Raw genomic sequence first — 14,609 nt, 5'->3', positions numbered from 1 at the left:
CCACGGGATGAAAACGGAGCCGAGGTGCGTGGCGAGGGCCGGGCCGATGCCCGATGGCCCAGGGCCGCCACGCCGCATCATGCGGCTCGAAGAATGTTGACGGCAACCTTATTCACCGCTCGTCGCCGCTGGTCGTGGGGGGTACCCGTCGGTAGCCGGCCTACTGGGGGAGGGTCGCCGGAGAGCCGCCGTTGGCCTCGTAGCCGGCCACCGCCAGGGCCCGGTACAGCGCGTACTGCGCCGCCGGGTCGTCCGCCGCCGACCACGGCAGCGCGCCGACGTACCCGTCCACGTGCCGGACCTGCTCCATCGCCTCCGCCCACCGCTCCATGTTGACCAGGAACAGCAGCAGCAGGTGCCGTACGTGCGCCAGCATCGGGTCGTCCTGCCGCGCCGTGTGCACCGCGTACAGCGCCCCCTCCACCGCCCGCGTCACGGCCTCACCGCGGTAGAAACCGCCGCTCAGGATCACGTCCGGCAGGTTCTCGTACAGCGCGAACAGCGGCAGCGCCGCCAGCAGCGAACCCTGCGGGGCGCGCGCCGCGGCCGCGTGCGCGAAGGCGTCGGCCTTCTCCCGCGACCCGTGCCACTTCGCGCACCAGTAGTGCAGCGCCGCCAGGTGCGCGCCCATGTGCTCCGGCGCCCGGTCGATCACCTTCGCCCACAGCTCGTCGAACTCCGCCTCCGGGTACGCCAGACCCCGGGCGATCGCCAGCTCCGTGATGTACGGGACCGGGTCCCCCGGCGCCAGCAGCGCGGCCTTGCGGCACGCGTCCCGGGCCTCCTCCAGGATGATCCGGTGGTCGTCGGACCCGACGCCGCCCGAGTGCCGCCACGCCTGCTGCACCAGCAGCTCCGCGTGCACCTGCGCACCGCCCGCGTCCTTGTCCGCCTCCAGCCGCCACGCCTTCAGCCACTGCGCGCCCACCCCCGGCTGCGCCACCAGCTCCAGCGCCGCCGCGCCGCCGAAGGCCTGCACGCGCTGCCAGCGCCGCTCGCCCTCCCGCGGGGTCCCGGCCAGCAGCTGCGAGGCCGCCTGCCACTGCCCGGTGCGCCGTACGTTGTCGAGGGCGTCCATCAGGTCCTGGTCGGGCCCGGGGACGCGGATGTCGAGGTCTTCCTGCCGGTCGAATCCGTAGTTCGCCGGGTCGGCGGCGTCAGGGCTGTTCGGCGAGACCAGACGGATGCCGCCGCGCCGGCGCCGGACGAACGGGCCGACGATGAACAAGATCATGAGCACGGCGAACAGGAACCACAGAATCTCCATGCCTCCAGCGAACCAGACCGAGGGCCCCACAGGCGAACAGGGGGGTGCACACCGGCCCTGGGCATAGCATCTGACCATGAGCGACGACAGCCACGAGCACCAGAGCTTCGAGACCCGCGCGATCCACGCGGGCAACACCGCCGACCCGCAGACCGGCGCGGTCGTACCGCCGATCTACCAGGTCTCCACCTACAAGCAGGACGGCGTCGGCGGCCTGCGCGGCGGCTACGAGTACAGCCGCAGCGCCAACCCGACCCGCACCGCGCTGGAGGAGAACCTCGCGGCGCTGGAGGGCGGCCGCCGCGGCCTCGCCTTCGCGTCCGGACTGGCCGCCGAGGACTGCCTGCTGCGCACGCTGCTCTCCCCGGGCGACCACGTGGTCATCCCGAACGACGCCTACGGCGGCACCTTCCGCCTCTTCGCGAAGGTCGTCTCCCGCTGGGGCGTGGAGTGGTCGGTGGCCGACACCTCCGACGCCGATTCCGTACGTGCCGCCCTCACCCCGAAGACGAAGGTCATCTGGGTCGAGACCCCCTCCAACCCGCTGCTCGGCATCACCGACATCGCCGTCGTCGCCGACATCGCGCGGACCGCCGGCGCCAAGCTGGTCGTGGACAACACCTTCGCCTCGCCGTACCTCCAGCAGCCCCTGGCGCTGGGCGCGGACGTCGTCGTCCACTCGCTGACCAAGTACATGGGCGGACACTCCGACGTGGTCGGCGGCGCGCTCGTCACCGCCGACGAGGCGCTGGGCGAGGAACTGGCCTACCACCAGAACGCGATGGGCGCGGTGGCCGGGCCGTTCGACTCGTGGGTCGTGCTGCGGGGCATCAAGACCCTGGCCGTGCGCATGGACCGGCACGCGGAGAACGCGGCCAAGATCGTCGAGGTGCTCAAGCGGCACCCGAAGGTCACCAAGGTCCTCTACCCGGGCCTGCCCGAGCACCCGGGCCACGAGATCGCCGCCAAGCAGATGCGCAACTTCGGCGGCATGGTGTCCTTCCAGGTCGCCGGCGGCGAGGAAGAGGCCGTCGCGGTCTGCGGCCGCACCAAGATCTTCACGCTGGCCGAGTCCCTCGGCGGCGTCGAGTCCCTCATCGAGCACCCGGGCCGCATGACGCACGCGTCGGTGGCCGGCTCGGCCCTGGAGGTCCCGGCGGACCTGATCCGCGTCTCGGTGGGCATCGAGAACGCCGACGACCTGATCGCGGACCTGACCCAGGCCCTGGGCTAGTCGCCCCGAACCGGCTCCGCCACGCCGCTCCGGCTTCGCCGGGGGCCGGCACGGCGGAGCCGGAAGGGTTCGGCTACCAGCCCTCCAGCGGCGGGGAGATGCCCGTCGGCGGGCCCGCCCAGGGGCGGGTCAGGGAGGCCCAGACCGCGAAGGCCACCGCGGCCGCGAACAGCACCGCCCAGCCGAACCTGCGCAACGCCCGCCGCCTGCGCAGGAGTTGGTCCCCGCGGGCCGCCGCACCCGCCGCCAGGCCCGTCGGCACCACCGGGTACGGGCCGTCCAGCAGACGCCTGACCTGCGCCTCCTTCCGGTCCGGCAGCCCGCTCACGCCGCCTCCCGGGCCCGCAGCAGGGACACGGCCCGGTTGCACAGCACGCGGACCCGCTCCACCGGCATCCCGAGCTGCGCCGCCGTGACCTCCTCGGCGAGCCCCTCGTAGAGCCGCAGCACGACCACGAGCCGTTCCGGCGGGCTCAGCCGCCCCAGCACCCCGCTCCCGCCGTGGTGGCGCCAGCCGGTCCGGGCGAAGGCCGCGCACAGCTCGTGGCGGGTGAAGTCGTACGGGTCGTCCGCGCGCAGGCGCCGCCAGTGCGCGTACGTACGGGCCAGCGCGCCCGCGAGCAGCCGGCGGGCCGACTCCGGCTCGCCCGTCAGCAGCACGGCGACATGCAGGAGACGCCCCGCCGCACCCGCGACGAAGGCTTCGAACTCGCCGTAGGAACCGGCCTGTTGATCAACCGCCCGCATATTCACATAGTGCGGCCGGTGGGACCGGTCAGGTCAAGAGGGCGGACCGACTCAGCTCAGGAGGCCGGACCGGCTTCGGCCACGGCCGCCATCAGCTCCGACAGCGACAGGTTGAAGCGCGTCAGCAGCCCCGTGAAGGACTCGCGCTCGTCCTCGCTCCAGCCCTCCGTCACCCGGGCCATGAGCTCGCGCCGCGAGGACCGCACCTCCTCCAGCCGCGCCAGCCCCCGCGGGGACAGCGCGAGGACGACGGCCCGACCGTCCTCGGGGTGCGAGGTCCGCTTGACCAGACCGCCGTCGACCAGCGGCGCGACCTGCCGGGTCACCGTCGAGGAGTCGATCCCCATGCCTCCCGCGAGCGCCTTGACGCCCATCGGGCCCTCCAGGTCGAGCCGGTTGAGCAGCAGGTAGGCGGCGCGGTCCATCGAATTGCGGGCCTGGCCCACGCCGCCCAGACGGGTCTGCTCGGCACGCCGGGCGAAGACCGCCACCTGGTGCTGGAGCGCGTCGAGGAGACCGGCTCCGGCGGGCGCTTCGGCCTGCACGGGCAGATCGGAATTGGCCGGGGAGGAAGGCATGGCCGTGGGCTCTCTTCGCATGGGTCCGACAAGGATGGGGGACAGAGTACGCGGCCCTGCGGCGGCTCGTACGCCTCGTACGAGAACTGGTACGGCCCGCCGGGGCACCCGCTCCACCGGCGTCCCGGATGGCGAGATTTCGACCCTGCCGGCCCAGACCCCGGCCTGGCCCCGCCCCGGCCCCGTTCCCGGCCCCGCCCCGGCCCCGTTCCCGGGCTCCGAGTCGACTCCGGCATCCCCGCCAGTCATCGCCTCCGGTCATCCCCGCCGGTCACCGGCCCGGACCCTCCCGCGGCCCCGCCGGACGCTCCGCGCCGGGCCGCGCCCGGGCTGCGAGACTGGCGGCATGAACTACCGCCTGCCCCAGCCCGTTCCCCAGGTCATCCTCGACGACGTCCGGGGGGCGCAGAAGATGCTCTCCGGCGTCTCCCGGGTCACGCCGATGGAAGGCAGCAGGCACCTCTCCGCACTCACCGGCTCGCCCGTCCACTTCAAGTGCGAGAACCTCCAGCGCACCGGATCCTTCAAGCTCCGCGGAGCCTACGTGCGCATCGCGGGCCTGCGCCCCGAGCAGCGCGCCGCCGGCGTCGTGGCCGCCAGCGCCGGCAACCACGCCCAGGGCGTGGCGCTGGCCTCCTCGCTCCTCGGCGTCCGCTCCACCGTGTTCATGCCGGTCGGGGCGCCGCTGCCGAAGGTCGCCGCGACCCAGGAGTACGGGGCCGACGTACGCATGCACGGTCAGGTCGTCGACGAGACCCTCGCCGCGGCCCAGGACTACGCCGACCGCACGGGCGCGGTGTTCATCCACCCCTTCGACCACCACGACATCATCGCCGGCCAGGGCACGGTCGGCCTGGAGATCCTGGAGCAGTGCCCGGAGGTGCGCACCATCCTCGTGGGCATCGGCGGCGGCGGGCTCGCCGCCGGCGTCGCGGTCGCGGTGAAGGCGCTGCGGCCCGACGTGCGGGTCGTCGGGGTACAGGCGGCGGGCGCGGCCGCGTACCCGCCCTCCCTCAAGGCCGGCCACCCGGTCTCGATCGACGACCCGAACACCATGGCCGACGGCATCAAGGTGGGCCGCCCCGGCGACGTCCCCTTCAGGATCATCGGCGAACTCCTGGACGACGTGCGCACCGTGTCCGAGGACGCGCTCTCCAGTGCCCTGCTGCTGTGCCTGGAACGGGCGAAACTCGTCGTGGAGCCGGCCGGGTGCAGTACGGTGGCGGCCCTGCTGAGCGAGCCCGAGCTGTACGGCGCGGGCCCGGTCGTGGCCGTGCTCTCCGGCGGCAACGTCGACCCGCTCCTGCTCCAGCGGATCCTGCGGCACGGCATGGCGGCGGCGGGCCGGTACCTGTCCCTGCGGCTGCGCGTGACGGACCGGCCCGGGGCACTGGCCGGGCTCCTGGGGGTGCTGTCGGTGGTCGACGCGAACGTGCTGGACGTGAGCCACGTACGGACCGACCCGCGGCTGGGGCTCACGGAGGTGGAGGTGGAACTGCAGCTGGAGACCAAGGGACCGGAGCACTGCGCGGAGGTCGCGCGGACGCTGCACGGCGCGGGGTACAAGGTGATGGGCTGACGGCCCCGCCAGGCCCCCTGCCGCCGGCCTCGGCCGGCCCCGCCGGACCCGGTCGGCCCTCCACCCCCGCTCCCGGAACGGCCCGTACCACCCGTTCGGCCGAGCGGGACCGGCCCGGCGCCCATAGGATTTGCGCAGAAACGCCCCGAACGGCACGACCCCACTGGCCCGATTCACATGGGGAGAATCCACATGCCAGGTGCTATCCACGCCGAGGGACTCGTCAAGACCTTCGGTGACGTACGGGCTCTGGACGGCGTCGACCTCGACGTCCCCGAAGGCACCGTCCTGGGCCTGCTCGGCCCGAACGGCGCGGGCAAGACCACGACCGTACGCGTCCTGACCACCCTCCTGCGCCCCGACAGCGGCAGGGCCGTCGTCGCCGGCATCGACGTGCTCAAGCACCCCAACGAGGTCCGGCGCGCCATCGGCCTCTCGGGCCAGTTCGCGGCCGTCGACGAGTACCTGACCGGCCGCGAGAACCTCCAGATGGTCGGGCAGCTCTACCAGATGCGGGCCAGGGCGGCCAAGGCACGGGCCGTCGAGCTCCTCGACCGCTTCAACCTCGCCGACGCCGCCGACCGCCCCGCCAAGACCTACTCCGGCGGCATGCGCAGGCGCCTCGACCTCGCGGCCGCGCTCGTCGTCAGCCCGCCCGTCATGTTCATGGACGAGCCCACCACCGGACTCGACCCCCGCAACCGCCAGCAGCTGTGGGGCATCATCCAGGAACTGGTCGCCGGCGGCACCACGCTGCTGCTGACCACCCAGTACCTGGAGGAGGCCGACCACCTCGCGGACGACATCTGCGTGGTCGACCACGGCAAGGTCATCGCCCGCGGCACCTCCGACGAGCTCAAGGCCCGCACCGGCGGCGAGCGCGTCGAGGTCGTCGTCCACGAACGCGCCCGTATCGCCGAGGCCCGGGAGGTCCTCGCCGGCTTCGGCAAGGGCGAGACCACGGTCGAGGAGCACACCCGCAAGCTCACCGTGCCGGTGTCCGGCGGCGCCAAGCTGCTGGCCGAGGTCATCCGGGAACTGGACGGCCGGGGCATCGAGATCGACGACATCGGACTGCGCCGCCCCACCCTCGACGACGTGTTCATCTCCCTGACCGGCCACGCGGCCGAACGGGAGGCGGAGGAGGAGAACGGCGACGGCCGGGGCGGCGGCGGGGCCGGCGCAGAGGCCAGGGGCCGCAGGGCGGCCCGTAAGGAGGCGGCGAAGTGACCCTCACCTCCCCGACCGGGGACCTCGCGGCACCGCGCCCGCGCGGCGGCCTCGCCCAGGGCGTCAGCGACTCGCTGGTGATCGCCAAGCGGAACCTGATCCGAATGTCCCGGATTCCCGAAATGATCATCTTTGGTGTGATCCAGCCGGTGATGTTCGTCGTGCTCTTCAGCTACGTCTTCGGCGGATCGATCAGCGTCGGCGGCAGCACCTCGCCCGCCGCCTACCGCGAGTTCCTGATGGCCGGCATCTTCGCCCAGACCGTCACCTTCGCCACCGCGGGCGCCGGCGCGGGCATCGCCGACGACATGCACAAAGGCCTCATCGACCGCTTCCGCTCCCTGCCCATGGCCCGCGGAGCGGTCCTCACCGGCCGCACCCTCGCCGACCTCGTCCAGACCTCGTTCACCCTCGTGATCCTGGCCGTCGTGGCCCTGCTCGTCGGCTGGCGCACCCACACGAGCCCCGGCGAGGTCCTCGCCGGCTTCGGCCTGCTGCTCCTGCTCGGCTACGCCTTCTCCTGGATCGGCGCCCTCATCGGCCTGTCCGTGCGCACCCCCGAGGCCGCCACCTCCGGCGGGCTGATCTGGCTCTTCCCGCTGACCTTCATCTCGAACGCCTTCGTCCCCGCCGAGAACATGCCGCCCTTCCTGCGGACCATCGCGGAGTGGAACCCCTTCAGCGCCACCGTCCAGGCCTGCCGCGAACTCTTCGGGAACCTGCCGCCCGGCTACCCGGTCCCGGACGCCTGGCCCATGCAGCACCCGGTCACGGCATCCGTCCTGTGGTCGCTGCTGATCATCGTGGTCTTCCGGACCCTCTCGGTCCGCAAGTACCGCTCGGCGACGGCGTAGGTCCCCGCCCGAGCCCCGACAGGGGCGCTCACGCGTGATGCCCCGGCCGGAGGACCGGCCGGGGCATCACGGGTGAACCAGGGGTGACCGAGGGTGATCAGCCGGTGAAGGGCTTGACGTCCAGGATCTTGACCGAGGCCTTCTTGCCGTTCGGCAGCTCGTACTCGGCGTCCTCGCCGATCGACTTGCCGAGCACGCCGGTGCCCAGCGGGGACTGCGGGGAGTACGTCTCGAAGTCCCCGGACGCGTACTCGCGCGACGCCAGCAGGAACTCCATCGTGTCGTCCTCGTCACCGTCGAAGGCGATCTTCACGAGGGTGCCCGGCGCCACCACGCCGTCGGACGCGGGAGCCGTGCCGACCTTGGCGTTCTCCAGGAGCTGCGTGAGCTGGCGGACCCGGAGCTCCTGCTTGCCCTGCTCCTCCTTGGCCGCGTGGTACCCGCCGTTCTCGCGCAGGTCGCCCTCCTCGCGGGCGGCTGCGATCTTCGCCGCGATCTCCGTGCGGGCGGGACCAGAGAGGTAGTCCAGCTCCGCCTTCAGCTGGTCGTACGCCGCCTGGGTCAGCCAGGTGACGCTCTCGCTCGTCTGGGTCACGGGTGCTCCTCGTCGGTACAGGGGACTACAAGGCCGCCAGCGGCGGACGAAACCACGAGCCTAACAATTCGGGAAGAAAAGGGGGAGGACCCCAGAGGGCCATTGCCCCGCGGGCCGCCCTCCCAAGCCTCGGCCGAGCGCCGTGCGCGCGTGCCCCGGCGGAACGCCCCGCCGGGCGTTTCAGCCGGCGGATCCCGCGGGCTGGCAGCCGATCAGCTCGATCATGGTGGCCCGGCCGGTGGTCTTCACCGACACGACCTCGTCGACCCGCGAGCTGGGTTGGGCGAAGGTGAAGTCGGCCCGGCCCACCTCGGCGTGCTGCTCGTCCTGCGAGACCATGGTGCACACACCGGTGACCGACGCGTCCTTGCGGACCTCCAGGTGCACCTTCACCTCGGTGTCCGAAATCACCTGGAACTTGATCACCTCGGCGCTCACGCTCCGGCCCGCGACGTAGTCCCAGCCGATCCAGCCGATCACGCCCAGCAGCACGGCACCCGCCGCCGCCCCGATGATCTTGAGCTTCCGGTCCGCACGCTCGTCCGCCGACCGGCCGTACCGGCCCTCGGGCAGTCCCTCGCGCACCGCGCTCATGATCTCTTCCTCTCGCCGGGGCGGGTGGGTCGTCGCCGGGCCGCGCCCGGGTCCTGCCCGTGCCGTGCCCGGGCGGTACCCGGGTCGTCCCCGGGCCGTCCCTGGAATTTTCCGTCCCCCAGTTCGGTCACTATAGAAGCCGAGTGTCGCGCCGAATCGCAGAGGATCCTGTTTTGACCGAGCAGCTTCGACTGATGGCCGTCCACGCCCACCCCGACGACGAGTCGAGCAAGGGCGCGGCCACGATGGCAAAGTACGTGTCCGAAGGGGTCCCCGTCATGGTCGTGACCTGCACGGGCGGCGAACGGGGCTCCGTGCTGAACCCCAAGCTCCAGGGCGACAAGTACATCGAGGAGAACATCCACGAGGTCCGCGCCAAGGAGATGGAAGAGGCCCGCCAGATCCTCGGCGTCGAGCAGGAATGGCTCGGCTACGTCGACTCCGGCCTCCCCGAGGGCGACCCGCTGCCCCCGCTCCCCGAAGGCTGCTTCGCCCTCGCGGACGTCCACGAGGCCGCCGGCGAGCTCGTCAAGAAGATCCGCGCCTTCAAGCCGCAGGTCGTCACCACGTACGACGAGAACGGCGGCTACCCGCACCCCGACCACATCATGACCCACACCATCTCGATGGTGGCCTTCGACGGGGCGGCCGACACCGAGAAGTACCCCGAGGCCGAATACGGCCCCGCCCACCAGCCGCAGAAGCTCTACTACAACCAGGGCTTCAACAAGCCGCGCACCATCGCCCTGCACGAGGCGATGCTCTCCCGCGGCCTGGACTCCCCCTACGGCGAGTGGCTGGAGCGGTGGAAGGAGTTCGAGCGCAAGGAGCGGACCCTCACCACCCACGTCCCCTGCGCGGACTTCTTCGAGATCCGCGACAAGGCCCTCATCGCGCACGCCACCCAGATCGACCCGGACGGCGGCTGGTTCCGCGTGCCCATGGAGGTCCAGAAGGAGGTCTGGCCCACCGAGGAGTACGAGCTCGCGAAGTCCCTCGTCGACACCTCCCTCCCCGAGTCCGACCTCTTCGCGGGCATCCGGGAGAATGCGTAGCTATGAGCGCTACGCAGGCAGCACTGACCCAGCTCCTTCCCCTGGCGGGTGACACCTTCGACAAGAACAAGGTGACCCCCGGCATCCTGGGCTTCCTCGTGTTCGCGGCCCTCGCACTCGGCGTGTGGGCCCTGATGAAGTCCATGAACCGGCACATGGGCCGGGTCGACTTCGAAGAGGCCCCCGAGCCGGCCCCCACGGCGACCCCGGCGGCCAAGCCGACCGCCTAGGGCACCACCCGCCCGTGACACCGCCCCGCCCCACGGCGGGGCGGCCCCCACGCACGCCGCCCGGCCCAGGCCGGGCCGGGCCGAGCCGAACGCCCACCACAGCCGCGTGGTCCTGCACCCCTGCGGTCCGGCCGCCGCCGAGCCCTGCGACTCTGCCGTGCGGCCCCGGCCGTGCGGCGCGTTCCCGGCACGGGCAGCGCCGCCCGGCCGGGCCGTCAGGGGCGGGGGACGCCCATGACCTCCCGCGAGTGCAGGTTCGGCACCAGACCCAGCCGCCACGCCTGCCAGCCCTCCGCCGCGTCCACACCCCGGCCCAGGATCACCCCGTACGTCTCCAGGCAGTCCACCAGCCGGCCGTCCCGCGCCGCGTGCGGCGCCTCCACCAGCCGCGCCAGCTCCGCCCGCGCCTCCTCCGCCGCCCCCGGACCCGCCACCCCCACGTACGGCAACAGCGTGCACCGCAGGAACCGCGCCCAGTCCTCCCCGCGCCGGTCCCCGTACGAGATGAACAGCCGCACCGCCTCCTCGCACAGCCCCAGCGCCTGCGACAACCGCCCGTTGCCCGCGTCCACCACCGCCAGCTCCAGGCACGTCCACGCCTCACCGTGCGCCAGCCCGATCCGCTGGAAGTCCGCCCGCGCATCCACCAGCAGCTGCCGCGCGAAACCCGAATTCCTCAGGTTCCCCGTCTGCGCCGCACGCTGGTCCCGCGTCACCCGGCCCGAATGGTGCCGGGCGTGCGCCAGCCCGTACACGTCCCGCATCCGCGAGAACATCGTCCGCGCCCGCTCCAGCTCCCGCACCGCCCGGTCCCGCTCGCCGCTCACCTCCAGCGCCTGCCCCAGGTAGTACTGCGTCCACGCCTCCCCGCGCGCGTCCTCCGCCTCCCGGTGCCGCGCGAGCGCCTCCCGCAGCCGCTCCACCGCCGGCTCCGGATCCCCGTCCACCACCCGCGCCCGCCCCAGCTGCGTCAGCGCCCAGGCCTCACCACGGTCGTCCCGCGTCCGCCCGTACAACTGCAACGCCAGGTCCAGCTCCTTCTCCGCCCGCTCCACCTCACCGAACCGCAGGTGCACCTGCCCCAGCTGGAAATGCGCCCACGCCTCCCCGTGCACGCTCTCGCTCTCCCGGTGCAACGCCAACGACGTCTCCAGCAGCCGCGTCGCCTCCGCCAGATGCGCCAGGTCCCGCTCCACCGCCGCCAGCGCGTGCAGACCCCACGCCCGGTCACCCGCCAGCTCCGCCGGCTCCTGCAGCACCAGCGCCTCACGGATCCGCACCGCCGCCTCCGGCAGATTGCCCTGGTGGTGCAGCGTGATCCCCAGCGAGACCAGCGCCATCGCCGCCCCCGCCTCCTGATGGGCCTCCATGTACTGGTCCACCACCGACGTCAGCGTCGTCCGCGCCTTGTCCAGCTCACCCAGCTGCCGCGCCGCGATACCCGTACGCCACTGCACCGACCGCGCCAGCCGGCCCTGCTGCCCCAGCTGCCCCTCCCGGCCCTGCCGGCCCGCCTCCACCGCCTGCGTGAGCTCGTCGATCTCACCCAACCGGTACAGGTCGCCGCGCAGCAGACAGAAATCGCACAACGCACCCAGCAGATCCAGCACCGCCTGCTGGTCCACGCCCTCCGAATGCCGCAGCGCCGCCGTGATGAAACTCGACTCGTCGTCCAGCCACCGCAGCGCCGCGTCCAACGAGACGAAGCCGTGCCCGCCGAACTGGTTCGCCCGCGTCGACATCTTCCCGTCGACCATCCGGATCACCGAGTCCGCCAGCTGCGCGTAGTTCCGGATCAGCCGCTCGTGCGCCGCCACCGCCTGCGCCCGGTCCTCGTCCGCCGCCAGCCGCGCCGCCGCGTACGCGCGCACCGCGTCATGCATCCGGAACCGCTGCCCCCGGACCCGTTCGATCAGCCCGGCCTCCCACAGCTCCTCCAGCGTCCGCAGCGCCGCCTGCTCCGGTACGTCGGCCAGCGCGGCCGCCGCCGCACCGCCCAGCGAAGCCCGCCCCGCCAGCGGCAACCGCCGCAGCAGCAACCGGGCCGGCTCGGCCAGCCGCGCGTCCGCCGCCCGCAGCGCCGCCTCCACCGGATGCACCCCGCCCCCGGACCCGTCCCCCTCACCGGCCCCGGCCCCGCCCCCTTCACCGGCGGGCGCCGTCACACCCCCGACCACCAGCGGAGCCAGCATCCGCAGCGCGAGCGGCAACCCGCCGCTCATCTCCACCACCGAAGCCACCCCGGCCGCGGCCCCCTCGCCGGCCGCCCCCGGCGCCGCCGCCCGCACCAGCTCCGCCGCCTCACCCCCGTCCAACCGCCCCACCGGCAGCTGGTGCACCCACGCCGCCAGATCCCCCGGCAGCTCCAACGGCTCCCGAGCCGTCACCAGCACCAGACTCTCCGAACGCTCCGGCACCAGCATCCGCACCTGCGCCGCATCCGCCGCGTCATCGAGCAGCACCGTCACCGGCAACCCCCGCAAGTGCTGGTGGTACAACTCGCCCAGCCGCCGCACCTGCTGCTCCGCCGACGCACCCTCGCGGAACAGCAACTGCTCCCGCGGCGCACCCAGCCGGTTCATCAGGTGCAGCAACGCCTCCCGCGTCGACAGCGGCGCCTCGCCCGGCTCCCCGCCCGGCGAACCACCCCGCATGTCCACCACACACGCACCCCGGAACTGGTCCCGCAGCGCATGCGCCGCCCGCAACGCCAGCGCCGTCCGCCCCACCCCCGGCTCGCCGTGCAGCACCACGACCACGGGGCGCGTCTCCGTACTCGCCCGCGCCGCCTGCACCCACTGCGCGATCCGCGTCAGCTCCGCCCGCCGCCCCGCGAACCGGTCCGCCACGTCCGGCAACTGCCCGAAGGAATGCTCCAGCGCACTGCGCCGCCTGGCCTCCGCACTGCGGTCCGCCCCGCGCAACCGCCCCGCCGTCCCCGCCGGCGACAACCCCACCGGCCGCGGCGCCCGCGCCGCAGCCGCCACCGCACGCTGCTGCTCCAGGAACGGACGTATCCCGCGCACCTCCAACGCCGACAGCCACTGCAGCTTCAACTGCTCGGCCCCGCCCGGCCGGCCCAGCTCCCCGGCCCGCCGGTTCGCGGCCGGCACGTGCAGCGCCGTCACCTTCGCGACCGTCGCCACCGCCCCCGCGATACCGACGACGGCACCCGCCGTCAGCGCCGTACCCGCGGCGACCCCCAGCGACAGGTCCGCCCCGACGGCCGCGGCCGCGGCGACCGCGGTCACCAGCGCCGCCGTCGAGGTGTTCCCGCGCCGGAACGCCTCGCCCAGCGACTGCTCCCCGGCCGCCGCCTCGTCCAGCGCCCGCACGTACGCCTCGTACTCGGGCGCCGCACTCGCGGCGAGCGCGTCCAGCGCCTCCCTGCCGCGGACCAGCAGCGCCGCCCGGTCCACCACCGCCCCGCCGGCGGCATCCGCCGGGCCCGCCCCCCGCCGGACCGCCTCGTCCACGGCCCGCTCCAACAGACGCTCGGCCTCACCACGATGGCTGTCCCGCATCGGCATCCCCCTCAGAGAGCTCCGGCAACGTGCCCCAAGTGTCCTGCGGGACTCCGCCGCGCGCGAGGGAATCTGAGCTAGTTCAGAGGGAAGCGACCATTCCTTCGCACACTCGACCAAGAACCCGCCAACTCCCGTGCGTGCAAACTCGCATGACACTCCATGAGCTCTGCCCTGACGGTCGCGTGCCGGTCCGACCGATCGCCGGGAGGAAGCCTGTACTGGCAGCGCGCTGGTCTGCGCTTGCACCCACACGGGTGCCACCCTCTCGGCGGTCATGGCGGGAGTTCGCCCCCGACTCTGGCGACCTCGGCGAGCCTGTCCATGGCGAGATGCCAAAGGTTCCTGAGAGTCGACGTGTTGGGCGTGTGGCGGTGAACGAGGTGCGCTCACTGCTGGAGCGGCACGGCCACATCGTGCAGGAGATCGACGGCGCGAACGATCACGGGGAGGACCTGCACGTCACCTTCGTCCAGGAGGGGCAGCGCACCGCGGACTCCCTCGCCGTGCAGGTCAAGGGCGGGGTTTCGTGGCGTACCCGCAGGGGTCACCGGGTTCCGGTCGGGGACCACGGGGACAACTGGCGTGACGGCAGCCCCCCGGTGCTCTGCATGGTTCATGATCCTGACCGGGGCGGCCTCTTCTGGGCCAACGCGACCCGCCAGCTCCGCCGAGCCAGGGCGTTGCGCAAAGCGATGAAGTCCGTGATCGTCGGCCGGGAGTCCGTACTGGACGATTCCACGGCCGACGCCTTCGTGCAGACCATGCGAACGTACCTGGCTTGGGAGCGAGAGGGCGTCGGCAGGTGGGCGGACATGGCGGACGTCGAGTTCGCGGCGGGTGACATCGTCAAACCGTTCGAGAACGATTGTGGCGAGCCCATGGTGTTCTGGCAGAAGCGCGGGGAGCCGTTCGCGGTGCTGCTTCACCACGACTTCGATTGGGATCCTGTGCCCATCCAGGAGCGGATGCTCCGCCTTGACCTCATCCCGTCGATCGGTCCCCTCATTCTTGACACCGCCGAGGCGCACTGGCTGATGGGATGCTTCAAGTCCACCGAGTGGTGGCGACGACCGGTCGACCGGAGCGCCATGCGCTGACCGACACGGAAACGGGGTCGGG

The 14,609-nt window shown here is 72.8% G+C and carries 14 protein-coding genes; 7 read left to right on the top strand and 7 right to left on the bottom strand.

Features of this window, described 5'->3' with window-relative positions:
• Positions 1–160: 160 nt before the first annotated feature.
• Complete coding sequence (locus AB0O53_RS35325; RefSeq protein ID WP_350988325.1) at positions 161–1,267, bottom strand: hypothetical protein; 1,107 nt, start codon at positions 1,265–1,267, stop codon at positions 161–163.
• Between the two features lie 76 nt (positions 1,268–1,343).
• On the opposite strand from AB0O53_RS35325, the gene AB0O53_RS35320 reads away from it, so the two are divergent.
• A complete protein-coding gene (locus AB0O53_RS35320; RefSeq protein WP_060178795.1) occupies positions 1,344–2,501 on the top strand; it encodes a cystathionine gamma-synthase in 1,158 nt (385 codons plus the stop codon).
• A 73-nt stretch (positions 2,502–2,574) separates the two neighbouring features.
• On the opposite strand, the gene AB0O53_RS35315 is transcribed toward AB0O53_RS35320, so the two are convergent.
• Genes AB0O53_RS35315 through AB0O53_RS35305 form a run of 3 tightly spaced genes read right to left on the bottom strand, consistent with a single transcriptional unit; the run spans position 2,575 to position 3,826 of the window.
• The gene (locus AB0O53_RS35315) at positions 2,575–2,829 is read right to left on the bottom strand and encodes a hypothetical protein (protein WP_350988323.1); all 255 of its coding nucleotides are present in this window, start codon (positions 2,827–2,829) and stop codon (positions 2,575–2,577) included.
• Positions 2,826–3,248: a sigma factor-like helix-turn-helix DNA-binding protein gene (locus tag AB0O53_RS35310; RefSeq protein WP_350988321.1), complete on the bottom strand. Its 423-nt coding sequence runs from the start codon at positions 3,246–3,248 to the stop codon at positions 2,826–2,828. The genes AB0O53_RS35315 and AB0O53_RS35310 overlap by 4 nt, the downstream gene beginning before the upstream one ends.
• Before the next feature lie 56 nt (positions 3,249–3,304).
• On the bottom strand, positions 3,305–3,826 hold the full coding sequence (locus tag AB0O53_RS35305) for a MarR family winged helix-turn-helix transcriptional regulator (protein WP_046779115.1): 522 nt from the start codon (positions 3,824–3,826) through the stop codon (positions 3,305–3,307).
• 346 nt (positions 3,827–4,172) lie between these two features.
• On the opposite strand from AB0O53_RS35305, the gene ilvA reads away from it, so the two are divergent.
• The 3 genes from ilvA to AB0O53_RS35290 all read left to right on the top strand — a co-directional run bounded on the left by ilvA (position 4,173) and on the right by AB0O53_RS35290 (position 7,489).
• Positions 4,173–5,405, top strand: coding sequence for a threonine ammonia-lyase (gene ilvA / locus AB0O53_RS35300; protein ID WP_350988319.1), 1,233 nt, complete (start codon positions 4,173–4,175; stop codon positions 5,403–5,405).
• Between the two features lie 192 nt (positions 5,406–5,597).
• Positions 5,598–6,635, top strand: a complete 1,038-nt coding sequence (locus AB0O53_RS35295) for an ATP-binding cassette domain-containing protein (protein WP_365201134.1) — start codon at positions 5,598–5,600, stop codon at positions 6,633–6,635.
• The gene (locus AB0O53_RS35290) at positions 6,632–7,489 is read left to right on the top strand and encodes an ABC transporter permease (RefSeq protein ID WP_350988317.1); all 858 of its coding nucleotides are present in this window, start codon (positions 6,632–6,634) and stop codon (positions 7,487–7,489) included. Before AB0O53_RS35295 ends, AB0O53_RS35290 begins: the two co-directional genes overlap by 4 nt.
• Positions 7,490–7,586: 97 nt before the next feature.
• On the opposite strand, the gene greA is transcribed toward AB0O53_RS35290, so the two are convergent.
• Positions 7,587–8,084, bottom strand: a complete 498-nt coding sequence (greA, locus tag AB0O53_RS35285; RefSeq protein WP_136229834.1) for a transcription elongation factor GreA — start codon at positions 8,082–8,084, stop codon at positions 7,587–7,589.
• Positions 8,085–8,264: 180 nt separating this feature from the next.
• Positions 8,265–8,678 carry a DUF4307 domain-containing protein gene (locus AB0O53_RS35280; protein WP_350988315.1) on the bottom strand — a complete coding sequence of 138 codons (414 nt, stop codon included), beginning with the start codon at positions 8,676–8,678 and terminating at the stop codon, positions 8,265–8,267.
• A 173-nt stretch (positions 8,679–8,851) separates the two neighbouring features.
• Between AB0O53_RS35280 and mca the strand changes: the two genes are divergently transcribed.
• Both mca and AB0O53_RS35270 read left to right on the top strand, forming a co-directional pair.
• Positions 8,852–9,733: a mycothiol conjugate amidase Mca gene (mca, locus tag AB0O53_RS35275; RefSeq protein WP_350988313.1), complete on the top strand. Its 882-nt coding sequence runs from the start codon at positions 8,852–8,854 to the stop codon at positions 9,731–9,733.
• Between the two features lie 2 nt (positions 9,734–9,735).
• Complete coding sequence (locus AB0O53_RS35270) at positions 9,736–9,963, top strand: hypothetical protein (RefSeq protein WP_350988311.1); 228 nt, start codon at positions 9,736–9,738, stop codon at positions 9,961–9,963.
• Between the two features lie 215 nt (positions 9,964–10,178).
• On the opposite strand, the gene AB0O53_RS35265 is transcribed toward AB0O53_RS35270, so the two are convergent.
• A complete protein-coding gene (locus AB0O53_RS35265) occupies positions 10,179–13,487 on the bottom strand; it encodes a tetratricopeptide repeat protein (RefSeq protein WP_350988309.1) in 3,309 nt (1,102 codons plus the stop codon).
• 374 nt (positions 13,488–13,861) lie between these two features.
• On the opposite strand from AB0O53_RS35265, the gene AB0O53_RS35260 reads away from it, so the two are divergent.
• The gene (locus AB0O53_RS35260; RefSeq protein WP_350988307.1) at positions 13,862–14,587 is read left to right on the top strand and encodes a DUF4365 domain-containing protein; all 726 of its coding nucleotides are present in this window, start codon (positions 13,862–13,864) and stop codon (positions 14,585–14,587) included.
• The last annotated feature ends 22 nt before the right edge of the window (positions 14,588–14,609 follow it).

Origin of the sequence: Streptomyces erythrochromogenes (assembly GCF_040684695.1) — a bacterium.
GTDB classification, from domain to species: Bacteria; Actinomycetota; Actinomycetes; order Streptomycetales; family Streptomycetaceae; genus Streptomyces; species Streptomyces erythrochromogenes_C.
The sequence above is the reverse complement of the archived record's forward strand: the minus strand, read 5'-3'. Positions and strand labels throughout refer to the sequence as shown.